16 protein-coding genes are annotated in these 19,877 nt (G+C 72.4%); 15 read left to right on the top strand and 1 reads right to left on the bottom strand.

Annotated elements, in window-relative coordinates; genetic code table 11:
* The first annotated feature begins 335 nt into the window (after positions 1 to 335).
* The 10 genes from Q1N79_RS11525 (at position 336) to Q1N79_RS11480 (ending at position 14,183) form a co-directional block, all read left to right on the top strand.
* A complete protein-coding gene (locus Q1N79_RS11525; RefSeq protein ID WP_300608112.1) occupies positions 336 to 4,517 on the top strand; it encodes a tetratricopeptide repeat protein in 4,182 nt (1,393 codons plus the stop codon).
* Positions 4,518 to 4,606: 89 nt separating this feature from the next.
* Positions 4,607 to 6,262 carry an apolipoprotein N-acyltransferase gene (gene lnt / locus Q1N79_RS11520; protein WP_300608110.1) on the top strand — a complete coding sequence of 552 codons (1,656 nt, stop codon included), beginning with the start codon at positions 4,607 to 4,609 and terminating at the stop codon, positions 6,260 to 6,262.
* 88 nt (positions 6,263 to 6,350) lie between these two features.
* Positions 6,351 to 6,845 (top strand): DUF3145 domain-containing protein, encoded by a 495-nt coding sequence (locus Q1N79_RS11515; protein WP_300608107.1) that lies wholly within the window; start codon positions 6,351 to 6,353, stop codon positions 6,843 to 6,845.
* A 2-nt stretch (positions 6,846 to 6,847) separates the two neighbouring features.
* Positions 6,848 to 7,756 (top strand): oxidoreductase, encoded by a 909-nt coding sequence (locus Q1N79_RS11510; protein WP_300608105.1) that lies wholly within the window; start codon positions 6,848 to 6,850, stop codon positions 7,754 to 7,756.
* A 99-nt stretch (positions 7,757 to 7,855) separates the two neighbouring features.
* Entirely contained in the window at positions 7,856 to 8,119 is a 264-nt protein-coding gene (locus tag Q1N79_RS11505; protein WP_300608102.1) for a hypothetical protein, read from the top strand.
* A 155-nt stretch (positions 8,120 to 8,274) separates the two neighbouring features.
* The gene (locus Q1N79_RS11500) at positions 8,275 to 9,954 is read left to right on the top strand and encodes a DUF222 domain-containing protein (RefSeq protein ID WP_300608099.1); all 1,680 of its coding nucleotides are present in this window, start codon (positions 8,275 to 8,277) and stop codon (positions 9,952 to 9,954) included.
* Positions 9,955 to 9,971: 17 nt separating this feature from the next.
* A complete protein-coding gene (locus Q1N79_RS11495) occupies positions 9,972 to 10,811 on the top strand; it encodes a 1-deoxy-D-xylulose-5-phosphate synthase N-terminal domain-containing protein (RefSeq protein WP_300608097.1) in 840 nt (279 codons plus the stop codon).
* Positions 10,804 to 11,826 carry a transketolase C-terminal domain-containing protein gene (locus tag Q1N79_RS11490; RefSeq protein ID WP_300608095.1) on the top strand — a complete coding sequence of 341 codons (1,023 nt, stop codon included), beginning with the start codon at positions 10,804 to 10,806 and terminating at the stop codon, positions 11,824 to 11,826. The genes Q1N79_RS11495 and Q1N79_RS11490 overlap by 8 nt, the downstream gene beginning before the upstream one ends.
* Positions 11,827 to 11,974: 148 nt before the next feature.
* The gene (locus tag Q1N79_RS11485) at positions 11,975 to 12,877 is read left to right on the top strand and encodes a hypothetical protein (protein WP_300608092.1); all 903 of its coding nucleotides are present in this window, start codon (positions 11,975 to 11,977) and stop codon (positions 12,875 to 12,877) included.
* A gap of 163 nt (positions 12,878 to 13,040) precedes the next feature.
* On the top strand, positions 13,041 to 14,183 hold the full coding sequence (locus Q1N79_RS11480) for a trypsin-like peptidase domain-containing protein (RefSeq protein ID WP_300608088.1): 1,143 nt from the start codon (positions 13,041 to 13,043) through the stop codon (positions 14,181 to 14,183).
* A gap of 157 nt (positions 14,184 to 14,340) precedes the next feature.
* Here Q1N79_RS11480 and Q1N79_RS11475 read toward each other — a convergent pair whose 3' ends face one another.
* Positions 14,341 to 15,039 (bottom strand): cupin domain-containing protein, encoded by a 699-nt coding sequence (locus Q1N79_RS11475; protein ID WP_300608085.1) that lies wholly within the window; start codon positions 15,037 to 15,039, stop codon positions 14,341 to 14,343.
* Positions 15,040 to 15,219: 180 nt separating this feature from the next.
* Between Q1N79_RS11475 and Q1N79_RS11470 the strand changes: the two genes are divergently transcribed.
* From Q1N79_RS11470 to Q1N79_RS11450, 5 genes are all read left to right on the top strand, one after another.
* Positions 15,220 to 16,428 (top strand): Xaa-Pro peptidase family protein, encoded by a 1,209-nt coding sequence (locus Q1N79_RS11470; RefSeq protein WP_300608082.1) that lies wholly within the window; start codon positions 15,220 to 15,222, stop codon positions 16,426 to 16,428.
* 72 nt (positions 16,429 to 16,500) lie between these two features.
* Entirely contained in the window at positions 16,501 to 17,484 is a 984-nt protein-coding gene (locus Q1N79_RS11465) for a thiamine pyrophosphate-dependent dehydrogenase E1 component subunit alpha (RefSeq protein ID WP_300608079.1), read from the top strand.
* Between the two features lie 21 nt (positions 17,485 to 17,505).
* Positions 17,506 to 17,712, top strand: a complete 207-nt coding sequence (locus tag Q1N79_RS11460; RefSeq protein ID WP_300608077.1) for a biotin/lipoyl-containing protein — start codon at positions 17,506 to 17,508, stop codon at positions 17,710 to 17,712.
* Between the two features lie 24 nt (positions 17,713 to 17,736).
* Complete coding sequence (locus Q1N79_RS11455) at positions 17,737 to 18,717, top strand: alpha-ketoacid dehydrogenase subunit beta (RefSeq protein WP_300608074.1); 981 nt, start codon at positions 17,737 to 17,739, stop codon at positions 18,715 to 18,717.
* 2 nt (positions 18,718 to 18,719) lie between these two features.
* Positions 18,720 to 19,877, top strand: a 1,158-nt coding sequence (locus tag Q1N79_RS11450; protein ID WP_300608072.1) for an aldehyde dehydrogenase family protein, incomplete at its 3' end; no start/stop codon positions are given.

The following is a 19,877-nucleotide window of genomic DNA, read 5'->3' as shown; positions in this document are numbered from 1 at the left end:
GCCGGCGCGCTCGCGCCGGCCGCCGCCCCCGTCGCGGCGCTCGTGCCCGCGGAGCTCCCCGCGGCCCCGCAGCCGGCCAGTGCCGCTGCCATGAGGATCGCGCCGGCAACCGGCGCGGGATGACGATGAATCTTTCGCATGGGTCCAGCATTCTGGCGCGCCGGACGGACGGCCAGGCAGGACAACCCACGGGAATTTCTGCCGGTTTCCCACATTCGGGGGCAGCCCGCGACATTAGCGGCGGTTAGGATACCGGCAGCGCCTGAACATGAGGGACAAGCGGTGGCAGCGGGAAGCGGGACGATCCCGGCGGGCAACAGGGCATTCACGGGCGGGTGAGCGTGCGCGCGGAACAAAGTTTCGCCTGGCCGGAGAGCCTCGCCCGGCAATTGCGGCAGCGGCGGTCGGCGCTTGGCCTCACCCAGGAGGACCTGGCCGACCGCTCCGGAGTGGCCGTCCGGACGATCAGCGACATCGAACGCGGACGGAGCCGGTTCCCGCACCGGCACACACTGGGAGCGCTCGCGGACGCGCTCGGGCTCACCGCCGCCGACAGGGAGCGGTTCATCGCCGCGGGCCGGGAAGGCATCCAGCCAGGCCTCGTGCCCACCGACCAGCCAGGCCCGCCCCGGCCGCCCCGGTTGCTGCCGCGCGACATCACGTCGTTCACTGGCCGCGAAGCCGAGCTGGAACGGCTGACCGCGGCGGTGCGGGACGCGGGCACCGGCGGCCTGTTCGCGATCGACGGGATGGGCGGGGTCGGGAAGACCACGCTCGCGCTGCGCGCCGCCCACCAGCTCGCGGACCGCTACCCCGACGGTCAGCTCTACCTCGACCTGCGCGGATACACCACCGGGCTCGACCCGCTCACGCCCGCGGAAGCGCTCGCCTCGATGCTGCGGTCGCTCGGCGTGCCGGACCACGCCATCCCGGACGACCCGGCCGCGCGTGCCGCCGTCTACCGCAGCCGCCTGGCCGGGACGCGGACCCTGGTGGTCCTCGACAGCGCCGTGGACGCGGCGCAGGTCCGCCCGCTGCTGCCGGGCACGTCGGGCTGCCTGGTGATCGTCACGAGCCGCCGCAAGATCCAGGGCCTCGACGACGCCGAGCCCGTCAGCCTTGACGTGCTCAGCGAGCCGGACGCGGTCGCGCTGTTCCGCCGGATCGCCGGCCAGGAACGCGCCGGGGACGATCCGGCGGCCGTGACAGAGGCGGTGCGGCTGTGCGGGTTCCTGCCGCTCGCCATCCGGATCGTCGCCGCGCGGCTTCGGCAGCGCGGCAGCGTGCCGGTCGAGGCCGTCACCGCTCAGCTGCGCCAGCGGCGACGGCTGGCGGACCTGAGCGACGACGACAGGAGCCTGGCCGCGGTTTTCGACATTTCGCTGCGGCAGCTGCCGGCCGGCGGCCGGCGCATGTTCCTGCTCGCGGGGCTCGTTCCCGGCCCGGACTTCGACCTGCACGCCGCCGCCGCGCTCGACGGCGGTGACGGGGACACCGCGCTGCGCCTGCTGGAGTCCCTGGTCGACAACAACCTGCTCGGCCAGCCGGCCCGCGGCCGCTTCCGGCTGCACGACCTGGCCCGCGTGCACGCCCGGGGACTGCTCACCGCCGATCCGCCCGGCCTGGCGCCTGGCGACAGGGACGCCGCGATCACCAGGGTCCTTGACTACTACCTGTCCGCGGCGCTGGCGGCCGATCGCTGCCTGGAGCGCCGCCTGCCCGACGTGGCATTCCCCGCTCCGGCCGCGGCGGTCGCGCCGGCGGGGGCCGCCCCCGCGGAGGCGACCCTCGCGCCGTCCTTCGACGGCCCGCAGCAGGCACGCGCATGGCTCGCCGCGGAATTGCCCAGCCTGGAAGCGGCCGTGCGCTACTGCCTCGGACACGACCGCTACGCCCACGCCGTCGCGCTGTCCGCCGCGCTCGCGCACTACCTGCGGGCGTACGGACCCTGGGCCATCGCGAGAACCCTGGATTCCGCCGTCGCGGCGGCGGCCGACGCCCGTGGCGACGCCCGCGGCGCCGCGGGCGCGCTGGCGCATCGTGGCGTCATCGCGCGGCAGACCGGGGCGCTGGCGGAGGCGGACAGCAGCCTGTGCGGCGCGCTTGACCGCTATCGCGCGCTCGGCGACCGGCGCGGCCAGGCGGGCGTCCTTGTCGAACTCGGCATCGTGCAACGGCTGACCGGGGAACACGATGCGGCCGAAGCGGGCCTGCGCGCCGCCCTCGACACGTTCCGCACCCTCGCCGACCCGCGCGGCGAGGCCGCCGCGCTCGCGGAAATCGGCAGCGTGCTGCGCCAGCGCGGCATGTTCACCGAAGCCGAGGAGGCGCTGACGCGAGCCCATGACCGCTACCGCGCCGCGGGGAACCGCACCGGCGAGGCGTCGACGCTGGCATACCTTGGCGGCGTCCAGTGGGCGCGCGGGGCGCTCGACGCGGCGGCGGCGTCCCTGACCGCGGCGCTGGAGATCAACCGCGACCTCGGCGACCCGACCGGGGAGGCCAACTGCCTGCTCTACCTCGGCGGCGTGCACCGCGACACCGGCGCGCTCGGCACGGCGGCCGAGCACCTGTCCGCGGCGCTGCGCGCCTACACCGGCCTCGGCGACCGCCGCGGCCGGGCGGGCGCGCTGGCCGTCCTGGGCTCCGTGACCAGGCAAGCCGGGGACGACGCGGCGGCCGCCAGGTACCTGTCGGAGGCGCTCGACCTGTTCCGGGAGCTGAACGACGCCGGCGGCCTAGCCGAGACGCTGAACAACTACGCGGCGTTGCTGGCCGCGGCGGGCGACGCCGCGGCGGCACGGGAACGCTACACCGAATGCCTCGTCCTTGCCCGCCACATCGCGGCGGGCAAGGACGAGGCCGACGCGCTCACCGGCATAGCGCACACCTACGGCCTGCAAGGCGACGCGGAAAGGGCCGCCGGGCATTACACGCAGGCGCTGACGCTGTACAAGAAGATGGACTGCGCGGCCGACGCGGACCGGGTCGAGGCGGCCCTGGCCGCCCTGCGCCGCACCGGGTTACCCGCGTATGTTGGCGCAGGGAATCTTCGAGATGATGCCCGCCTGGGCTTGCACGGTCAGGATCCGCTGCGGATCGCCGCCGCAGGTGCGCAGCCACGCGGCCGCGATGGGCGCCCAGGCGGGCACCGTGGCGCGAAGGCCCGCGAAGCGGTAGTCGGCGATCCAGCCGAATGCCAGGACGGCGACCAGTGCGGTGGCCGCCGCCACCGCGGCCGTGCGGCCGCGGACGCCGCGAACGCGCGCGCCGCGGACGCGGGTCCCGCGGACCTCACGGACGAACCAGTCCACGGCGACGATGGCGGCGGCGTCGAGCAGCAGGATGGGGACAACGGTGTACCTGGAGCCGTGCTCGGCCGTCGGGGTGACCGGCAGCACGGTGGCCTGCCAGGTCGCGGTGACGGACGCGATCGTGAGCACGAACCCGCCGGCCAGCGCCACCAGGACGAAGATCTTGGCCGGCCGCGGCTGCGTGAGCAGCGCCCAGCCGAAGATGACCGCGAGGAAGCACCCGACGATCAGCGTGCCGGCGTTCACCCCCACCTGGTCCCGTATCCACCACGACAGGTGCCAGCTGATCGAGGGCAGCACGACTTCGTGACCGTAGAACGCGACCGCCTGGCCGGGCGTCGCCAGCTTCGACACCCGCGAGTGCCCGTCGAAGAGCGTCTGGTAGACCCATGGCGCCTGCACGAGCGCGCCGACCGCCCAGCCGACGGTCACGCCGTGCTCGCGCAGCCGGGGCAGCGCGATGACGCGCAGCAGCAGCAGCGGCGCGAAGACGAGGGCGAGCGCGTTGGAGATGACCGCGGTGAACCCGATCAGCGCCGCGAGGGCGATGCCCGTCCGCGTCCGCGGGCGCCACAGGATCGCCCAGAACAGCGCGAACAACAGGTACCAGCACGTGTCGACGCCGCTGTCGGCGACCTCCATCGGCGCGACGGGCAGCAGCACGACGGCCAGGCCAAGCAGGCCGCGCAGCCACGGCGAGCGGATGTGCCCGGCGCTGGCGCGCAAGACAAACAACGCGCACGCGGACGCGATGACCGCGCCGGTGACGGCGAAGAACAGCGCCGCGTCCGGCAGCGGCAGCATGGCCGCCCCTTGGCCGATCAGCTGCTCGGGGATCGTCAGGTACCCGTTGTGCGGCGTCAGCAGGTGCGACCAGGGGTGCTCCAGCGCCTGGATGAGGTAGGTGTTGTAGTCGTCCGCGTAGATGCCGGCCCAGGCGGGCGTGCCGGGTACCCGTCCGAGCAGCACCAGGGTTCCCGCGGCGAGCGCGGCGACATAGGCCGCGACGACCATGCGACGCTGCGAGAGGGGCCCTTTGCCCCCGCGCGCCGGCTCAGGGAACAGCTCGCGGACGAGGCCGGCGACGTACGCGGCCCGCTCCCGCCACCACCCGGGCGCCGGATTCTGGTCATCCGCACGCCGCGGCATGCGATCCAGGTGCGTCAAGAATTTCCCTCGGCGGCTAGCGACGACAGAACGTAGCGAGTGCGCGAATCATGCAGGGTGCTGAGTTTAGCCTCGGTTTAGCCTCGGCGTGGCGCGGTATGCGCCGTGTGGCCGACAATGGAACCGTGACGTTTCGCCGTGCGATCGTGCGGCCGTTCCGGTACCCGGCGCGGTGGCTGTCGTTCCTGGCTGGCGGGCTGCCCCCCGTTTTGGTGTTCCCTGAGCCCAGCCTGTCATACCTGGCGTGGTTCGCGCTGGTGCCCGGCATGGTGCTGTTCATGCGCGCGGGCTCGGTCCGCGAGGCCGTCGCCCGCGGCTGGTGGTTCGGCGCCGGGTACCTGATCGCGATGCTGTACTGGATGACGCCCGAGATCGGGCCAGGGCTGCTGCTGCTCGGCGCGGTCATGGGCTGGATGTGGTCGCCGTTCGCGGTCGCGGTCAGGCAGCTGCTGCGCCCGCCGGTCTCGTTGCCGCGGTTCGCCTGGGCGCTCGTCGTGGTCCCGAGCTGCTGGCTGATCCCTGAGTGGATCCGCTCCTACCAGGGACTCGGCGGGCCCTGGGACCTGTACGGCGCGTCGCAGTGGCAGCATCCCGCGGTGCTCGCGCTCGCGGCCGTCGGGGGAGTGTGGCTGGTCAGCGTCGCCCTGGTGATGGCCAACGTCGCGATCGCGGTCATCCTGGGCGCGACGGCGCCAGCCCGGCTCGTCCCCGGCACCGGCGCGCCGGCGCGCCGGCTACCGCTCGCGGCCGCCGGCGTCGCGGCGCTCGCCGCCGCCGCCGGATCCGGGCCGCTGGCGTTCGCGCTCACCCCGCCGTTCCCGGCGGTCCGCGAGGTCACCGTCGCGATGGTGCAGCCGGGCGTGGTCGCGGAGCACCAAGCCGACGCCAGCGAACAGCTGACCGCTCAGCTGAGCACAGGCGGCAGGATTGACGGGGTCAGGCCCGACCTGATCGTCTGGGGCGAGAGCAGCATCAGCGTCGACCTCACCGGTACCACGGCGGCCGACCGCGCGACGCTGCGCCAGATCGAGGCGCTGTCCGCGAAGGACGGAGCCGAGATCCTGGTCAGCCAGGACACGACCCCGCCGGGCAAGGGGCACGAGAAGTGGGCGGTGCTGGTCAGCCCGGCCGGGATCGAGGGGGTCTACGTCAAGACGCGGCTGGTCCCGTTCGGCGAGTACATCCCGTTCCGGCAGGAACTCGGCTGGCTCACCAGGATCAGCAAGGCGGCGGGGTCGAACATGACGCCGGGAACCGGCGCGCACCTGCTGCAGGCCGTCGACCGGGCCGGGCAGCCGCTGCCGATCGGCGTGCTGATCTGCTTCGAGTCGGCGTTCCCCGACATGTCCCGGGTGGACGCCGACCTCGGCGCCGAGCTGATCGTCTACCAGTCGTCGACCGCGACCTTCCAGGGCACGTGGGGGCCGGATCAGCACGCGTCGCTCGGCGCGCTGCGCGCCGCGGAGACCGGCCGCCCGGTGGTGCAGGCGGCGCTGACCGGGGACACGGTCGCCTACGACGCGCGCGGCAGGCAGCTGGCATCGCTGGGCCAGTCGGGGCATGGCGTCGTGACCGTCGGGCTGGCGCTCCCGGCCGGGTCCGACCGCACGTTCTACGACCGGGCAGGCGACTACGTCATGTGGACGGGCGTGGCGATCACGGGGCTCGCCGCGCTGGTCATGTTCGCGCGCCGGCGAGGTTTTCTAGGCGGCGGCGCTGGTATATCGGGCGGGCGTACGGCAGAATATGACGCAGACACCGGGCAACCTGTCCCGAGCTAGGTAGCCCCGAGCTGGGTAGCCGAGCTGGGTAGCAGGGTGGCCGTTGGCGAGGTCGCAGGGGAAGGCAAACCTCGTCTAGGGAGGCACGGTGTCGGTTTGCGGCGTTCTCCAGGTTCATTCGGCGCCCCCGGCGCTATGCCCGCACATCGAGTGGGCAGTAGCGGGGAGCGTCGGAACGGCCGTCAGCATGCCCTGGGTCAGCCAGCCCGCTGCCCCGGGTTCACTTCGCGCGGAGCTCGCCTGGCACGGTCGGCCAGGCACGGCGGGCGCGATCACGTCGGCGCTCGCCGGATGGAACCGGCTGCGCTTCGAGGTCACCGAGGAAGCGTCCCCCGGCTGCGACGCGGTGCGTTACAGCTACACCCCCGACCTGGGCATCTTCTCGGCGGTGACGAGCGGGAACGGCGACATCATGGTCCCCGAGGGCAGGCTGCGCGCCGCGGTGTCGCTGGCCGCGGCCGGCGGCCAGGCGCTGCAGGCGGAACTGCAGCGGCTGCTCGGCACCGCGTGGGACAACGAGCTCGAGCCGTTCCGCCGCGCGAGCGACGGCGCCCCGGTGCGCTGGCTCAACGCCACTGGCTGAGCATGACCGGCTTCTCCGCCGCCAGCCTGCCCGACCTGACGGGCCGGACGGCGATCGTGACCGGTGCCAACAGCGGCATCGGGCAGGCGGCGGCCCGCGCGCTCGCGGCGGCCGGCGCCCGCGTCGTGCTCGCGGTGCGCGACGTCGCGAAGGGCCAGACCGCCGCGGTCGCCATGCCGGGCATCCCGGGTACCCCAGGCGCGCCCGAGGTCCGCGAGCTCGATCTCGCGAGCCTGGATTCGGTGCGCGGGTTCGCCGCGGCCTGGGACGGCGGGATCGACCTGCTCATCAACAACGCCGGGGTGATGATCCCGCCGCTGACCCGCACGGCCGACGGGTTCGAGTCCCAGTTCGGCACGAACCACCTCGGCCACTTCGCGCTGACGAACCTCCTCCTGCGGCACGTGGCCGGCCACGGCCGCGTCGTGACCGTGTCCTCGGACGTGCACAGGATCGGCCGGATCGACTTCGACGACCTGAACTGGGAGCGCAAGCGCTACCGGCCGTGGCGCGCGTACGGGCAGTCGAAGCTGGCCAACCTGCTGTTCACCGCGGAGCTGCAGCGCCGGCTGTCCGTCGCCGGGTCCAGCGTGCTGTCCAACGCCGCGCATCCCGGCTACGCCGCGACCAACCTGCAGTTTCACAGCCAGCGCCGGTCGGTCGACTTCCTTATCGGCCGGCTAGGGAACCGGCTGCTCGCCCAGGACGCCGCCGGCGGGGCGCTGCCGACCCTGTACGCCGCCATCGCCGACATCCCCGGCAACAGCTACGCCGGGCCCGGCGGGTTCGCCGGATTGCGCGGCGCCCCGAAGCTGGCAGCGCGTTCGGCCGCCGCGCGCGACCCCGAGACCGCGCGCCGCCTGTGGACGGTCTCCGAGGAGCTCACCGGAGTGCGGTTCCCGCTGGCCTGACGGGCGGGCATGGGCACCTGGTGGCTAAAGCGCGCCTTAACCGGCGGCTAAGGCCTCGCTGGCAGCGTGTGGCCAAAGGCATCACACCTGGAGGCGACGATGGACGCCGACACGATTTTCCTCGACTGCCCCGCCTACACCGACCCGCGCGGGACCGCACGCTGCGGCCTCCCCGCGGCCGTGGAGGACCGCTACAGGCTCGGCTCGACCGACGGAGCGGTGACGGGCGTGCGGATCCGCTGCCCGCGGGGCCACTGGTTCAGCGGTCCGGTCGACGCGCTGACCACGCACGCGGCGCCGGCGCCCGACACCGCCGCCGACGCCCTGCGAGCGCGCGTCGCGGCACGCGTTTCATCTCACTAGCGTGAGCGTGCCGTCCCGGTGGCGCTCCGCCGGGCAACCCCCATGCGGAGAGTTAGCTAACTGTGGCTATATGGTTAGCTCATTTACGGTGGTCAATCAGTTTTTACGCGATAGAATTCGATGTAGCAGTTACTTACTACACGAATGGTGATCGCATGTCGCAGCCGCCGGTTTCAGGGCGCGGGCTGGGCGACGGGCTGGGCGAGGAGCCTGCCCGGGGCTCCCGGCTGTCCGGAGGCTCTCCCGCCGTTCCCGGCCCCCGCCGAGGGCACGGGCTTCGGCTGCGCGACTTCGCCAAGGACGGCGCCGGGGACGCCTGCCCGCCGGGCCCGGATCTGGCCGCCGCGCTCGCCGGCCTCTCCGGCCCGGAGTGGCGGTGCGCGGGTGCCACCGACGAGGAGCTGGTCGGCCTGCTGGGCCGGTGGGCGGGCCTGGAGTCGTGGGCAGCGGCCGGGAAGCTGGGTGTGGTGCGGGAGCTTATCCGCCGCCGCGCGCTGCCCGGCGGTGCGCACGGGGACCTGCCTGATGCCTGGGAAGATGACCTCAGCCACGAGATCACCCCCGCCCTGGGCATGTCGCTGCCGGGGGCGGACAAGCTGGCCAATACCGCGTGGGAGCTGGGGGCGCGGCTGCCAGGCATCGACGCGGCGCTGGCCAGCGGCACGATCGACTCCCTGAAGGCGCAGCTGATCCTCAGAGAACTGACCGTGCTCGACGATGCGCACATCGCCGAAGCCGAGGCGCTGATCCTGCCCGAGCTGCCCGGCAAGACGCCTGGCCAGCTCGCCAAGCTGGCCGCCCTGGCCGTGGCCGGCGTGGACCCCGAAGGCACCCGCAAGCGGCGCGAGCACGCCGAACGGGAAGACGCCCGGGTCCGGCTGTGGCGCGAGCACAGCGGCGCGAGCGCGCTGGCGGCCTACGGGCTGCCCGCCGACGCGGCGCTGGCGGCGCACGCTAACGTCGGCCAGCGCGCCGGGGAGTACAAGCAGGCCATGATCATGCCCGGCGCCCGCATGGACCAGCTGCGCGTGCTGGCGTTCTGCGACATCCTCAACGGGATCAGCGCCGCCGTCCGGATCGCCCAGGCTCAGGCGGAGCTGCAGCAGCAGCCCGCCGCTCCGGCCGGTGAGGACGGCGGCCCCGGTGACGACGGCGGCCCCGGTGGCCCGGCCTTGCCGGCCAACTCCAACCTGACCTTCCCGCTGGCCACGCTTCTTGGCCTGGCCGAGCGGCCCGGCCAAGCACACGGCCTGGGTGCCCTCGACCCTGCCCTGGTCCGCGACCTGGCCGCCGCGGCCGTCCGCAGCCCGCACAGCAAGTGGTGTGTCACGATCACCGACGACAACGGCTACGCCATCGGCCACGGCTGCGCGAAACCCGCCAGGACGACAAGCCGCGCCAGCCCCTGGACCTTCACTCGCCAGGACGATCCCGGCCCACCGGACGGGTTCGGCACCTGGCTCCTCACCCTGCCCGACGGGCGGCAGCTCACCGTCAAACTCGGCCCGGTCCCGGTAACTGACTGCGACCACAGGTACGAGTCCCGGTCCTACCAGCCCAGCGACACTCTCCGGCACCTGGTCGAGATCAGGGACGGGGCCTGTACGTTCCCGCCCTGCTCCCGGCATGCCCGCGGCTGCGACTTCGAGCATGCCGTCCCCTACGACAAGGGCGGGCGAACGTGCGCGTGCAACGCCGGCGCGCGCAGCCGCCGCTGCCACAAGGTCAAGCAATCCAAGGGCTGGAAAGTCGAACAGCCTCTCCCCGGCTGGCATCAGTGGACCACGCCGTCGGGCCGCACGTACACCCAAGGACCGATGAAGTACCCCGCGTAACACCGTATCGTTCAGGGGTGAGCGCAACGGGGCACGTCTGCGACCCGGGAACGTACTGGACAGTTCCTGACCCGACGCGCCTGGCCACGGCCATCCGGCTGCGGGCGGTCCGGATGGTGGCGCCGCTGGGGTTCGGGTACCTGGGGCAGGCGCTGTCATCGGCCGAGCAGGTCGCCGCGCTGTTCACCGTGCTGAGGCCAGGCCGTGACCGGCTGGTCTGCTCGCCAGGCCACTACGTGATCGCGATCTTCGCCGCCGCCGCCGAACTCGGCATCCTGGACGAGGAGGCGGTCCGCGGCTACGGCCAGGACGGCTCGCCGGTCGAGGCGATCGGCACCGAGCGCTCGCCGGTCGCCGACTACGTCTGCGGCTCCCTCGGCCAGGGCCTGTCCGCCGCGGCCGGATTCGCGCTGTCGGACCGCCTCAGGAAGCACGACCGGCGGACGTTCGCGATGGTCAGCGACGGCGAGCTGGAGGAAGGCCAGGTCTGGGAGGCGGCGATGTTCGCCGCCCACCACCGGCTGTCCCGGCTGACCGTCCTCCTCGATGCCAACAACTCGCAGGTCGACGGCCCGGTGGACACGATCACGACGATCGAGCCGATCGCCGCCAAGTGGGCGGCGTTCGGCTGGGACGCGGTCGACCTCGATGGCCATGACGTCGGCGCCGTGATCAGGGCGCTCACCGGGGCCGGTGACGGGGACAAACCCTCCGTTCTGATAAACCGGACATCGACCACCCACGGCCTGCACTGCCTTCCCCCCGACGCGGACGGCCACTTCATCAAGCTGCCGCCGGAACTGGCTGCCCGCGCCGAGGCCGAACTCCTCGCCAGGCTGGCGGGCCGCGATGACTGAGCTGAAACAGCCGCCCTACCGGACCGTCCGCAAGCCCTACGGCCAGGCGCTCGTCGAGCTCGCCGGGCGGCGGGCGGACATCGTCTGCCTGACCGGCGACCTCACCAGGCAATGTGAGATCGACCTGTTCGCCGAGGCCTTCCCCGAGCGGTTCATCCACGCCGGCATGGCCGAGGCCAACATGATGGGGATCGCGGGCGCGCTCGCCCGGGACGGCTTCATCCCGTTCGTGCACACCTTCGGGGTGTTCGCCACGCGACGCCCCCTCGACCAGATCATCAACGCGATCGCGTTCCCCGGGCTCAAGGTGCGGATCATGGGGTTCATGCCCGGGGTGTCCAGCCCGGGCGGTCCCAGTCACCAGGCGATCGACGACGTGGCGCTGATGCGCGCGCTGCCCGGCATGACCGTGCTCGACGTGGCCGACGCCGTCGAGGCCCGGCAGGTGCCGGCCGCGATCGTGGATGTCGATGGGCCGGTCTACGTGCGGCTGAAGCGGGGGGACATCCCGGTGATGTTCGGCGACGACCACCGGTTGCGGCTGGACCGCGCCGATGTCCTCGCCCGGGGCGATGACGGCGATGACGTGGCCCTGCTCGCCAGCGGCATGATGCTGGCGCCGGCCCTGGCGGCGGCGACGCTGCTGCGAAGCCACGGCGTATCGGTATCGGTGGTGAACGTGCCGGTGATCAAGCCGCTGGACGCGGCCACCGTGCTCGACGTGGCGCGGGCGGCCCGGGTGGTCGTCACGGCGGAGAACCACACGATCGTGGGCGGCCTCGGCTCGGCGGTCGCCGAGGCGCTCGCGGAAGCGGGCCTCGGCCGCCCGCTGCGCCGCATCGGGCTGCCCGACACGTTTGCCGAGGGCGCACTGACGGCTCCTTACCTGTTCCGCACGTATGGCCTGTCCACGCAGGCCATCGCCGACGCCGCGTGGACCGCGCTCGGCCGCCGCGGGGGCGCGCCGGCCGCCGGGATCGTCCCGGCGGAAGCGGACGAATACTCACCGGTATGAGCGCGTGCGCCGCCCGCCCCGTATGACGGGGCGCGCTTTCGGGTACAGAGCCTGCTGAGTTCGCGCGTGCGGCCCGGGGGGAGTGGCCCGCATCGGGGATCCGGGCCACGGCCCGGGTGGCCGCCGCACTGACAAACTGGGGGAAACGATGTCATGTTCTGGATCACTTGCCGGCTGCCGTCGAGCCGTCGTCAAGCGGGGCGGCATCCTGGCCGCCGGGTCACTGACGGCAGGCGTGGTCGCGTTCGGGGCGGCGCCCGCGGCCCCGGCCCAGGCGGCCTTCCTGCCAGCGTTCGAGCAGACGTTCGGATACGTGGGTCCTTATCCGCAGACGGTCAGCGTGCCGGAGGGGGAAACGCACGCGGAACTGGTGATCATCGGCGGGCACGGCGGCGTCGACTGCGGGATTTCCGAATGCACGCCTGGCGGGGACGGCGCGCGGGTCCTCGGGCGGGTCTCCGTGTCAGCCGGGGGTGTCCTGACGCTCCAGGTGGCGGGCGCCGGGGGCAACAGCAACCAGTACTACAACCCGGGCGAAGGCGGCTGGGGCTGGGCCGACGGCGGCCGGGGCGGCAGTTCGGACAGCACATCCTCCGACGGTGCGGGCGGGGGCGGGGCGACAAGCGTCTCGCTGTCGCCCTGCGCCGACTGCGCGCCGACGCTGCTCGCGGTCGCCGGCGGCGGCGGGGGCGCGGGCGGGATCGGCTACTTCCCGTCCGTCGACGGCGGCGGACCCGGGGGGAGCAGCGGTACGACCGTCGACCCCGGCCACAACGGCAAGGGCCCAGGCTCCGGCTCGGGCGGCGCCGGGGCCGGGAACGGTGCCCCGGGCGGAGGCTCGGGCGGCGCCAGCACCCTTCTCGGCGGGGCCGGCGGTGGCGGCGGGGCCGGGGCAGTCGGCGGTAGCGGCGGCGGTGGCGGTGGCTTCGGCGGCGGCGGTGGCGGTGGCGGCGGCGCCGGGTCCTCGCTGACGACCGGGCTGAGCTCGGCAACGGTGATCCGGGGCACGACCCCGGACGGGAACGGCCTCGTCGTCATCTACTGGTTCTAGTGAGTCCGTGAAGTCCCCAGTCAGTCCGTGAAGTCCCCGGTAAAAACCGGGCCGGGCGGGGAACGAGGAATCAGGGACCGATGTCCGCCCGGACGGGCGATGCGGCCCTACGCGGAGGGCTCCATGGCTAGTGGCCTGAAGGTGGCTGCCAAGGGAGCGCGTGATGCACGGGGGACAGCTGACGACAGGCAACGAACCGCTCTGGCCGCTGCCGCCACCACCGCGGCGGCCGTCCCACCATGTCATGGCGATCGCGTTGACGCTTGCCGTGGTGACCGCCGTGGTGCTCACCTCGTTCGTGGTGTACGGCACCGGTCAGGGGCCCGGCGTGCCGACGGCCGCGTCGGCGGCCGCGGCCGTCGCGGCGCTGGCCGCCAGGGTGGATCCCGGACTCGCCGACGTGACCGCGACGCTGGGCTACCAGCAGGCCACCTCGGCCGGAACGGGGCTGGTGCTGACCCCGTCGGGCGAGGTGGTCACCAACAACCACGTGATCGAGGGCGCCACGTCCATCGAGGTCACCGACATCGGCGACCAGCGCAGCTACCAGGCGACCGTGGCCGGTTACGACCAGGGCCAGGACATCGCCCTGCTCCGGCTGACGGCGGCCTCCGGGCTCAAGACGGTCTCACTGGGCACGTCATCGCCGGTGCAACTCGGCGAGAAGGTGCTCGCGCTGGGCAACGCGGGCGGCCTGGGCGGAACCCCGGCCGAGGCGACAGGCACGGTCACCGCGCTCGGCCAGTCGATCACCGCCACAGATCAGAACGCGGGCTTCGCCGAGCAGCTGACCGGGCTCATCCAGACCGACGCGGCCCTGCAGCCGGGCGACTCCGGCGGGCCGCTGGTCAACCCCGCGGGCCAGGTGATCGGCATGGACACGGCGGCCTCAGCGCAGTTCCAGATGAGCTCAGGTCCGGCGCAGGCATTCGCGATACCGGTCGGCGAGGTCGCCCGCGTCGCCGCCGCGATCGCTTCGGGCAGGAGCTCGGCCGCCGTGCACATTGGCCCGACCGCCTTCCTCGGCGTCCAGGTCCTGCCGGACGCCGTCCCGGTCCCCGGCAGCCCGGGCACGACAGGAGCCGGCGTCGCCGGGGTCAGCGCGGGCACTCCGGCGGCCAAGGCCGGCCTGGTCCCCGGGGACGTGATCGTGTCGATCGGCGGGCACGCCATCATCTCGGCGATGTCTTTGCGATCGGCGATGGATGCCTACGATCCGGGCGAGGCGGCCAGCCTGGACTGGGTTGATCAGGCCGGCCGTCGGCACACCGCGGCCATCGTCTTCGCCGCCGGGCCCGCCGGCTGAGCCGATTCCGTCAGCCCATGATCCGCAGGGGGCGCTACCACACCCGGAGCGGTTGTGTCGTAACGTGCAGTTGAGACTTCCGAGCTCCGGACCATGATCTCGAAGACTTTATGTGCTGGCGGTGTTCGGTGCCGGACCGATTAGCTGTGCCGCCAGCCTACGCATGTGCACGCCCGGGGTGCACGACCACCCAGACCGCGTGCACGTAGTCGCCGGCGGTGTTCCAGTACTCGTGCGGGGTCGAGGAGTCGAAGACGATCGAGTCGCCTGGGCGCAGCTCGTAGGTCTCGAAACCCACGTTGGCGCGCAGCGTCCCGGACAGGATCAGGCCGTACTCGCGGCCCTCGTGCCGCAGCGGGCGGCGCTCGTCGGTGGAGTGCCCGCCGGGGGAGTAGATCACCTTGAGGAAGTCGGTGAGCTCGTCCGCCGCCGGGGTGAGCCGCTCCCAGCGGACGCCGCTGGCCAGGTCGATGACCCGCCGGTCGCAGCCCCGCAGCACCACGCCATCCGATCGCCGCGCGCGCGTGCCGGCCGTCGCTGGCCGCGTGAGCACCGGCACCTCACCGCGAAAGGCCTCTGGAGCGGCGGGAACGTCGTCCCCGACCGTTCCGCCGAGGGGCGCCGCCGCCGCCTCGCCCGTGCCGAACACCAGGTAGTCAAGCGAGCAGTCCAGCTCGCTGGCGACCGCGTACAGCACGCCCACGGACGGCATGGACAGCCCGCGCTCGACCTGGGAGACCAGGCTCGCCGAGCAGCCGACGCGGCGGGCGAGCTCGCGCGCCGACACGCCGCGGTTCTCGCGCACCAGCCGGAGCCGTGGCCCCAGGCCGGCGCCGGGACCCAAATCTGTTGCCATAGCGGGCCGCCCGCGTGGGTAGAAAAGTAACGTACCCCCGTAAACTTACACTGCACATAGTGTCCAATGGCGCTGAACAGGAATGAACAGGAGGGCCTGATGGCCGCATCGCCGCTTCCGCTCACGCCGCCCCTGGCGCCCCTGGCGCCCCGACCGCCCCTAGCGCCCGCACCGGGCCGGATGAACGTCGACTTCGAGGAACGCGTCGACTTCGCGCGCCTGCGGGCCTACCGGCTGGACAGAGCCAGGAAGGCCATGGACCGGGCAGGCCTTGGCGCGCTGCTCGTCTTCGACAACAACAACATCAGGTACCTGACCGCGGTGGCGATCGGCGAGTGGACAAGGGACAAGCTCTGCCGGTACGCGCTGTACACCCGGACCGGGGAACTGGTCCTGTGGGACTTCGGCTCGGCCGCCGTGCACCACCGGCTGTACTGCCCCTGGCTGAAGCCGGAGAACTGCATCGCCGCCTACTCCACGATGCGCGGTGCGTCCCCGCCGGAATCCGGCCTGACGGCGAAACAAGTCCAGGAGATCAAGGATCGCCTGAAGGACGCGGGGGTCGAGAACGAGCCGGTAGGCGTCGACTTCGCCGAAACGCCGACGTTCTTCGAGCTCATCGGGCAAGGCGTAGACATCCGCGACGGCCAGCAGGTCATGCTCGACGCCCGCGAGATCAAGTCAGCGGACGAGATCTCGCTGCTGGCCACCGCCGCGGCGATGGTGGACGGCACCTACGCCGACATCGCCGAAGCGCTCAGGCCAGGCGTGCGCGAGAACGAGATCGTGGCGCTGGCCAGCAAGCGGCTCTACGAGATGGGCTCCGACGACGTGGAGTCGATCAACGCGGTCTCCGGCGAGCGGTGCAACCCGCACCCGCACAACTTCTCCGACCGCATGATCCGGCCCGGCGAGCAGGCGTTCTTCGACATCATGCACTCCTACAACGGCTACCGGACCTGCTACTACCGCTGCTTCGTCGTCGGCCGGGCAAGCCAGCCGCAACGGGACGCATACCAAAGGGCCAGGGAGTGGATGGACGCCGCGATCGACATGATCAAGCCTGGCGTGTCCACCGACCAGGTGGCGCGGCTGTGGCCGACGGCGCAGGAGATCGGCCTGGCGGACGAGAAGACCGCGTTCGGCCTGCAGTTCGGGCATGGCCTCGGCCTGGCGCTGCACGAGCGCCCGATCATCTCGCGGCTGGTCAGCCTGGACACGCCGGTTGAGATCAAGGAGGGCATGGTCTTCGCGCTTGAGACGTACTGCCCGGCGACGGACGGCCGGTCGGCGGCGCGGATCGAGGAGGAGGTCGTGGTCGCACCCCACGGCCTGGAGATCCTGACCAAGTTCCCGGCCCAGGAGCTGTACGTCACGAACCCGTACTGACCGGCCGCCGGACAGAGTCGGCAGAAAAGAGCCGGCGGAGCCGGCGGAGCCGGCAGAAAGGAGCAGGCCCCCGTGGACCCGACCGAAGACGTGCAGCTCGAGCTGTTCCGCAAGATGACGGTGATCCGGCTGTTCGAAAAGCGCGCCTACGACTTGTTCATGCAGAACCTGGTCAAGGGCACCACGCACCTGGGCACCGGCCAGGAGGCGGTCGCGGCCGGCGTGTCCAGCGCGATGAACGCCGACGACTACACGTTCACCACCTACCGGGGCCACAACCACCTGATCGCCCGCGGCACCCCGCTGACCCCGATCATGGCCGAGCTGCTCGGCAGGGAAAACGGCCTGATGCGCGGCAAGGGCGGCAGCATGCACCTGCTCGACGTCAGCCACGGCATCCTCGGCGCCTACGCGATCATCGGCGCGCAGCTGCTGATCGCCAACGGCAGCGCCTGGTCCGCGCAGTACCGCGGCACCAGGCAGGTGACGGTCGCGTTCCTCGGCGACGGCGCGACGAACATCGGCGCCTTCCACGAGGCGCTCAACTTCGCGGTCGTCTGGCGGCTCCCGGTCATCTTCGTCTGCGAGAACAACCACTACATGGAGTACACCGCGATCGAGGCGGTCACCGCCGTCAGGCACCCGGCCGCGGACCGCGCCCCCGCCTACGGCCTCGAGCCGATCGTCGTGGACGGCAACGACGTCGAGGCGGTCTACCGCACCGCCCGGGCAGCCATCGGCAAGGCCCGCGACGGCGGCGGCCCCGCCCTGATCGAGGCCGACACCTACCGCCACGGCGGCCACTCGCGGGCGGACCCCGGCAAGTACCGGCCGGAGGAAGAGGTCGCCGGCTGGCTGGCGAAGGACCCGATACCGCGGTACCGGGCGGTCCTCCTGCGCCGCGGCGCCGCCGAGGCGGCCCTGGCCGAGATCGAGAAGACCGCGCGCGAGGCCGTCGACCGCGCCACCGACGAGGCCAAGGCGGGCCCGGAGCCGCGCCTTGAGCTGGCCGCGACCAACGTGTGGGCCGACGGCGGCCACTCCTGGCGGAACTGAATGGACGTGATCATGCCCCGGATGGGCGAGACCGTCGACGAGGGCACGGTGAACGAGTGGTTCAGGCAGGTCGGCGACCAGGTGGCCGAGGGCGAGCCGCTGCTGGAGATCGGCACCGACAAGGTGGACACGGAGGTGCCCGCCCCGGTCGCGGGCACGCTGGCCGAGATCCGGGTGAAGGCCGGGGAGACGGTCCCCGTCGGAGCGGTGCTGGCGGTGATCAAGTGAATTTTTATCCCGAACGGAGGCGTGGTGACTGTAATCACCTACCGTGAGGCCGCGGCACGTGCGATAGCGCAGGAGATGCGCCGTGACGACAGCGTCGTCTTCCTCGGCGAGGACGTGGCGGCCGCCGGCGGGGTGTTCAAGGCCACGGTCGGACTGCTCGAGGAGTTCGGCAGCAGGCGCGTGCGTGACACCCCGATCAGCGAGCAGGCGATCCTCGGCGCGGCCGTCGGCGCGGCGATGACCGGGCTGCGGCCGATCGCGGAGATCATGTTCAGCGACTTCTTCGCGGTCTGCTGGGACCTCATCGCCAACGAGATGGCCAAGATCAGGTACATGTCGGACGGCCAGGTCAGCCTCCCGCTTGTGGTCAGGACGGCGAACGGCGCGGGCGTGCGGTTCGGCGCGCAGCACTCCCAGTCGGTGGAGAACTGGGCGATGATGGTGCCCGGCCTCAAGGTCGTGGCCCCGTCCACCCCCAGGGACGTCATCGGGCTGCTCGCGGCCGCGGTCCGCGACCCCGACCCGGTGATCTTCTTCGAGCACAAGGGGCTGTACTCGAGCAAGGGCGAGGTGCCAGACGGCGAGATCACCGACGAGCTCGGCAGGGCCGCCGTCGCGCGCGAGGGCACGGACGCGACGATCGTCGCGCTGGCCGCGATGGTGCCGCGGGCGCTGCGGGCGGCGGAGATCCTCTTCTCCGGCCACGGCATCGACGCGACGGTGATCGACGTCCGGTCGCTGGTGCCGCTGGACGTCACGACGATCCTGGGGTCCGTGGGACGGACCGGGCGGCTGTTCACCGTCGAGGAGAACCCGCGGCTGTGCGGCTGGGGCGCGGAGATCGCCTCGATCGTGGCGGAGGAGGCGTGGGGAGCGCTGACCGGCCCGATCACGCGGATCACCACGCCGCACATCCCGCTGCCCGCCGCCGACGCCCTGGAGGACCACGTCGTACCCTCAGTAGACCGGATCACCGAAACCGTCATTAAAGCCATGGAGAGGTAACGATGACGTCTACTGTCGCCGAACTCACCGGCATCGACGTACCGACTGGCCTGCTGATCGGTGGCGAGTGGAGCGGCGGACGGGGGAGCGGGACGTTCCCCGTGCTCGACCCGGCGACCGAGGAGCCGGTCACCGAGGTCGCGGACGGCACGGTCGAGGATGCCCTGGACGCGGTCGGCGCCGCGCACGCCGCGCTGCCCGGCTGGGCGGCGACGCCGCCCAGGCAGCGGGCTGAGATCCTGCGCCGTACGTTCGAGCTCATGACCGAGCGGGCCGAATCGCTGGCCAGGCTGATGTCCCTGGAGAACGGCAAGTCGCTGCGCGACGCCAGGGGCGAGGCCGCCTACGCCGCCGAGTTCTTCCGCTGGTATGCCGAAGAAGCCGTCAGGATCGAGGGCACGCTGATGCGGGCGCCGAACGGGGCGAACCGGATCATGACGCTGCGCCAGCCGATCGGCGTCGCCGTGCTCGTCACGCCGTGGAACTTCCCGGCGGCGATGGCCACCCGCAAGATCGGCCCGGCGCTCGCGGCGGGCTGCACGGTGGTGCTGAAGCCGGCCGGGGAGACGCCGCTGACCGCGCTGGCGATCGCCGGGATGCTCGCCGAGGCCGGGGCGCCTGACGGCGTGGTCAACGTGCTGACGTCCCGCAAGTCCGGGGCGACGGTCTCGGCGATGCTGAACGACCCGCGGGTCCGCAAGCTGTCGTTCACCGGATCCACCGAGGTCGGCCGCATCCTGCTGCGGGAGGCGGCGGAGACCGTGGTGAACTGCTCGATGGAGCTCGGCGGCAACGCGCCGTTCATCATCTTCGATGACGCTGACATCGACGCCGCCGTCGAAGGCGCGCTCATCGCCAAGATGCGCAACGGAGGCGAGGCGTGCACCGCCGCCAACCGCTTCTACGTGCACGAGGCGGTCGCCGACGAGGTCAGCCGGGCGTTCGCGGCCCGGCTTGAGCGGATGGTCGTCGGGCCGGGCCTGGACGCGGCCACCGACGTCGGCCCGCTGGTCAACGAGCCGACCCGGACCAAGGTGGCCGAGCTCGTCGAGTCGGCGGCGGCGGACGGCGGCAAGGTGGTCACCGGGGGACGGGCGCCCGACCGGCGCGGCTACTACTACGCCCCGACCGTGATCGATCAGGTCCCGGCCGGGGCCGGC

The sequence above is a fragment of the Trebonia sp. genome, assembly GCF_030042015.1.
In the GTDB taxonomy this organism is placed as follows: domain Bacteria; phylum Actinomycetota; class Actinomycetes; order Streptosporangiales; family Streptosporangiaceae; genus Trebonia.
This window is presented reverse-complemented; position numbering and strand designations above follow the sequence as displayed.

What these genes read in the sequence shown, in the direction of transcription:
- Q1N79_RS11510 (WP_300608105.1), top strand. Translation starts at nt 6,848, where the DNA reads ATGACCGGCTTCTCCGCCGCCAGCCTGCCCGACCTGACGGGCCGGACG.
- Q1N79_RS11475 (WP_300608085.1), bottom strand. Translation starts at nt 15,039, where the DNA reads ATGGCAACAGATTTGGGTCCCGGCGCCGGCCTGGGGCCACGGCTCCGG.
- Q1N79_RS11490 (WP_300608095.1), top strand. Translation starts at nt 10,804, where the DNA reads ATGACTGAGCTGAAACAGCCGCCCTACCGGACCGTCCGCAAGCCCTAC.
- Q1N79_RS11500 (WP_300608099.1), top strand. Translation starts at nt 8,275, where the DNA reads ATGTCGCAGCCGCCGGTTTCAGGGCGCGGGCTGGGCGACGGGCTGGGC.
- Q1N79_RS11480 (WP_300608088.1), top strand. Translation starts at nt 13,041, where the DNA reads ATGCACGGGGGACAGCTGACGACAGGCAACGAACCGCTCTGGCCGCTG.
- Q1N79_RS11470 (WP_300608082.1), top strand. Translation starts at nt 15,220, where the DNA reads ATGAACGTCGACTTCGAGGAACGCGTCGACTTCGCGCGCCTGCGGGCC.
- Q1N79_RS11460 (WP_300608077.1), top strand. Translation starts at nt 17,506, where the DNA reads ATGGGCGAGACCGTCGACGAGGGCACGGTGAACGAGTGGTTCAGGCAG.
- Q1N79_RS11485 (WP_300608092.1), top strand. Translation starts at nt 11,975, where the DNA reads ATGTCATGTTCTGGATCACTTGCCGGCTGCCGTCGAGCCGTCGTCAAG.
- Q1N79_RS11505 (WP_300608102.1), top strand. Translation starts at nt 7,856, where the DNA reads ATGGACGCCGACACGATTTTCCTCGACTGCCCCGCCTACACCGACCCG.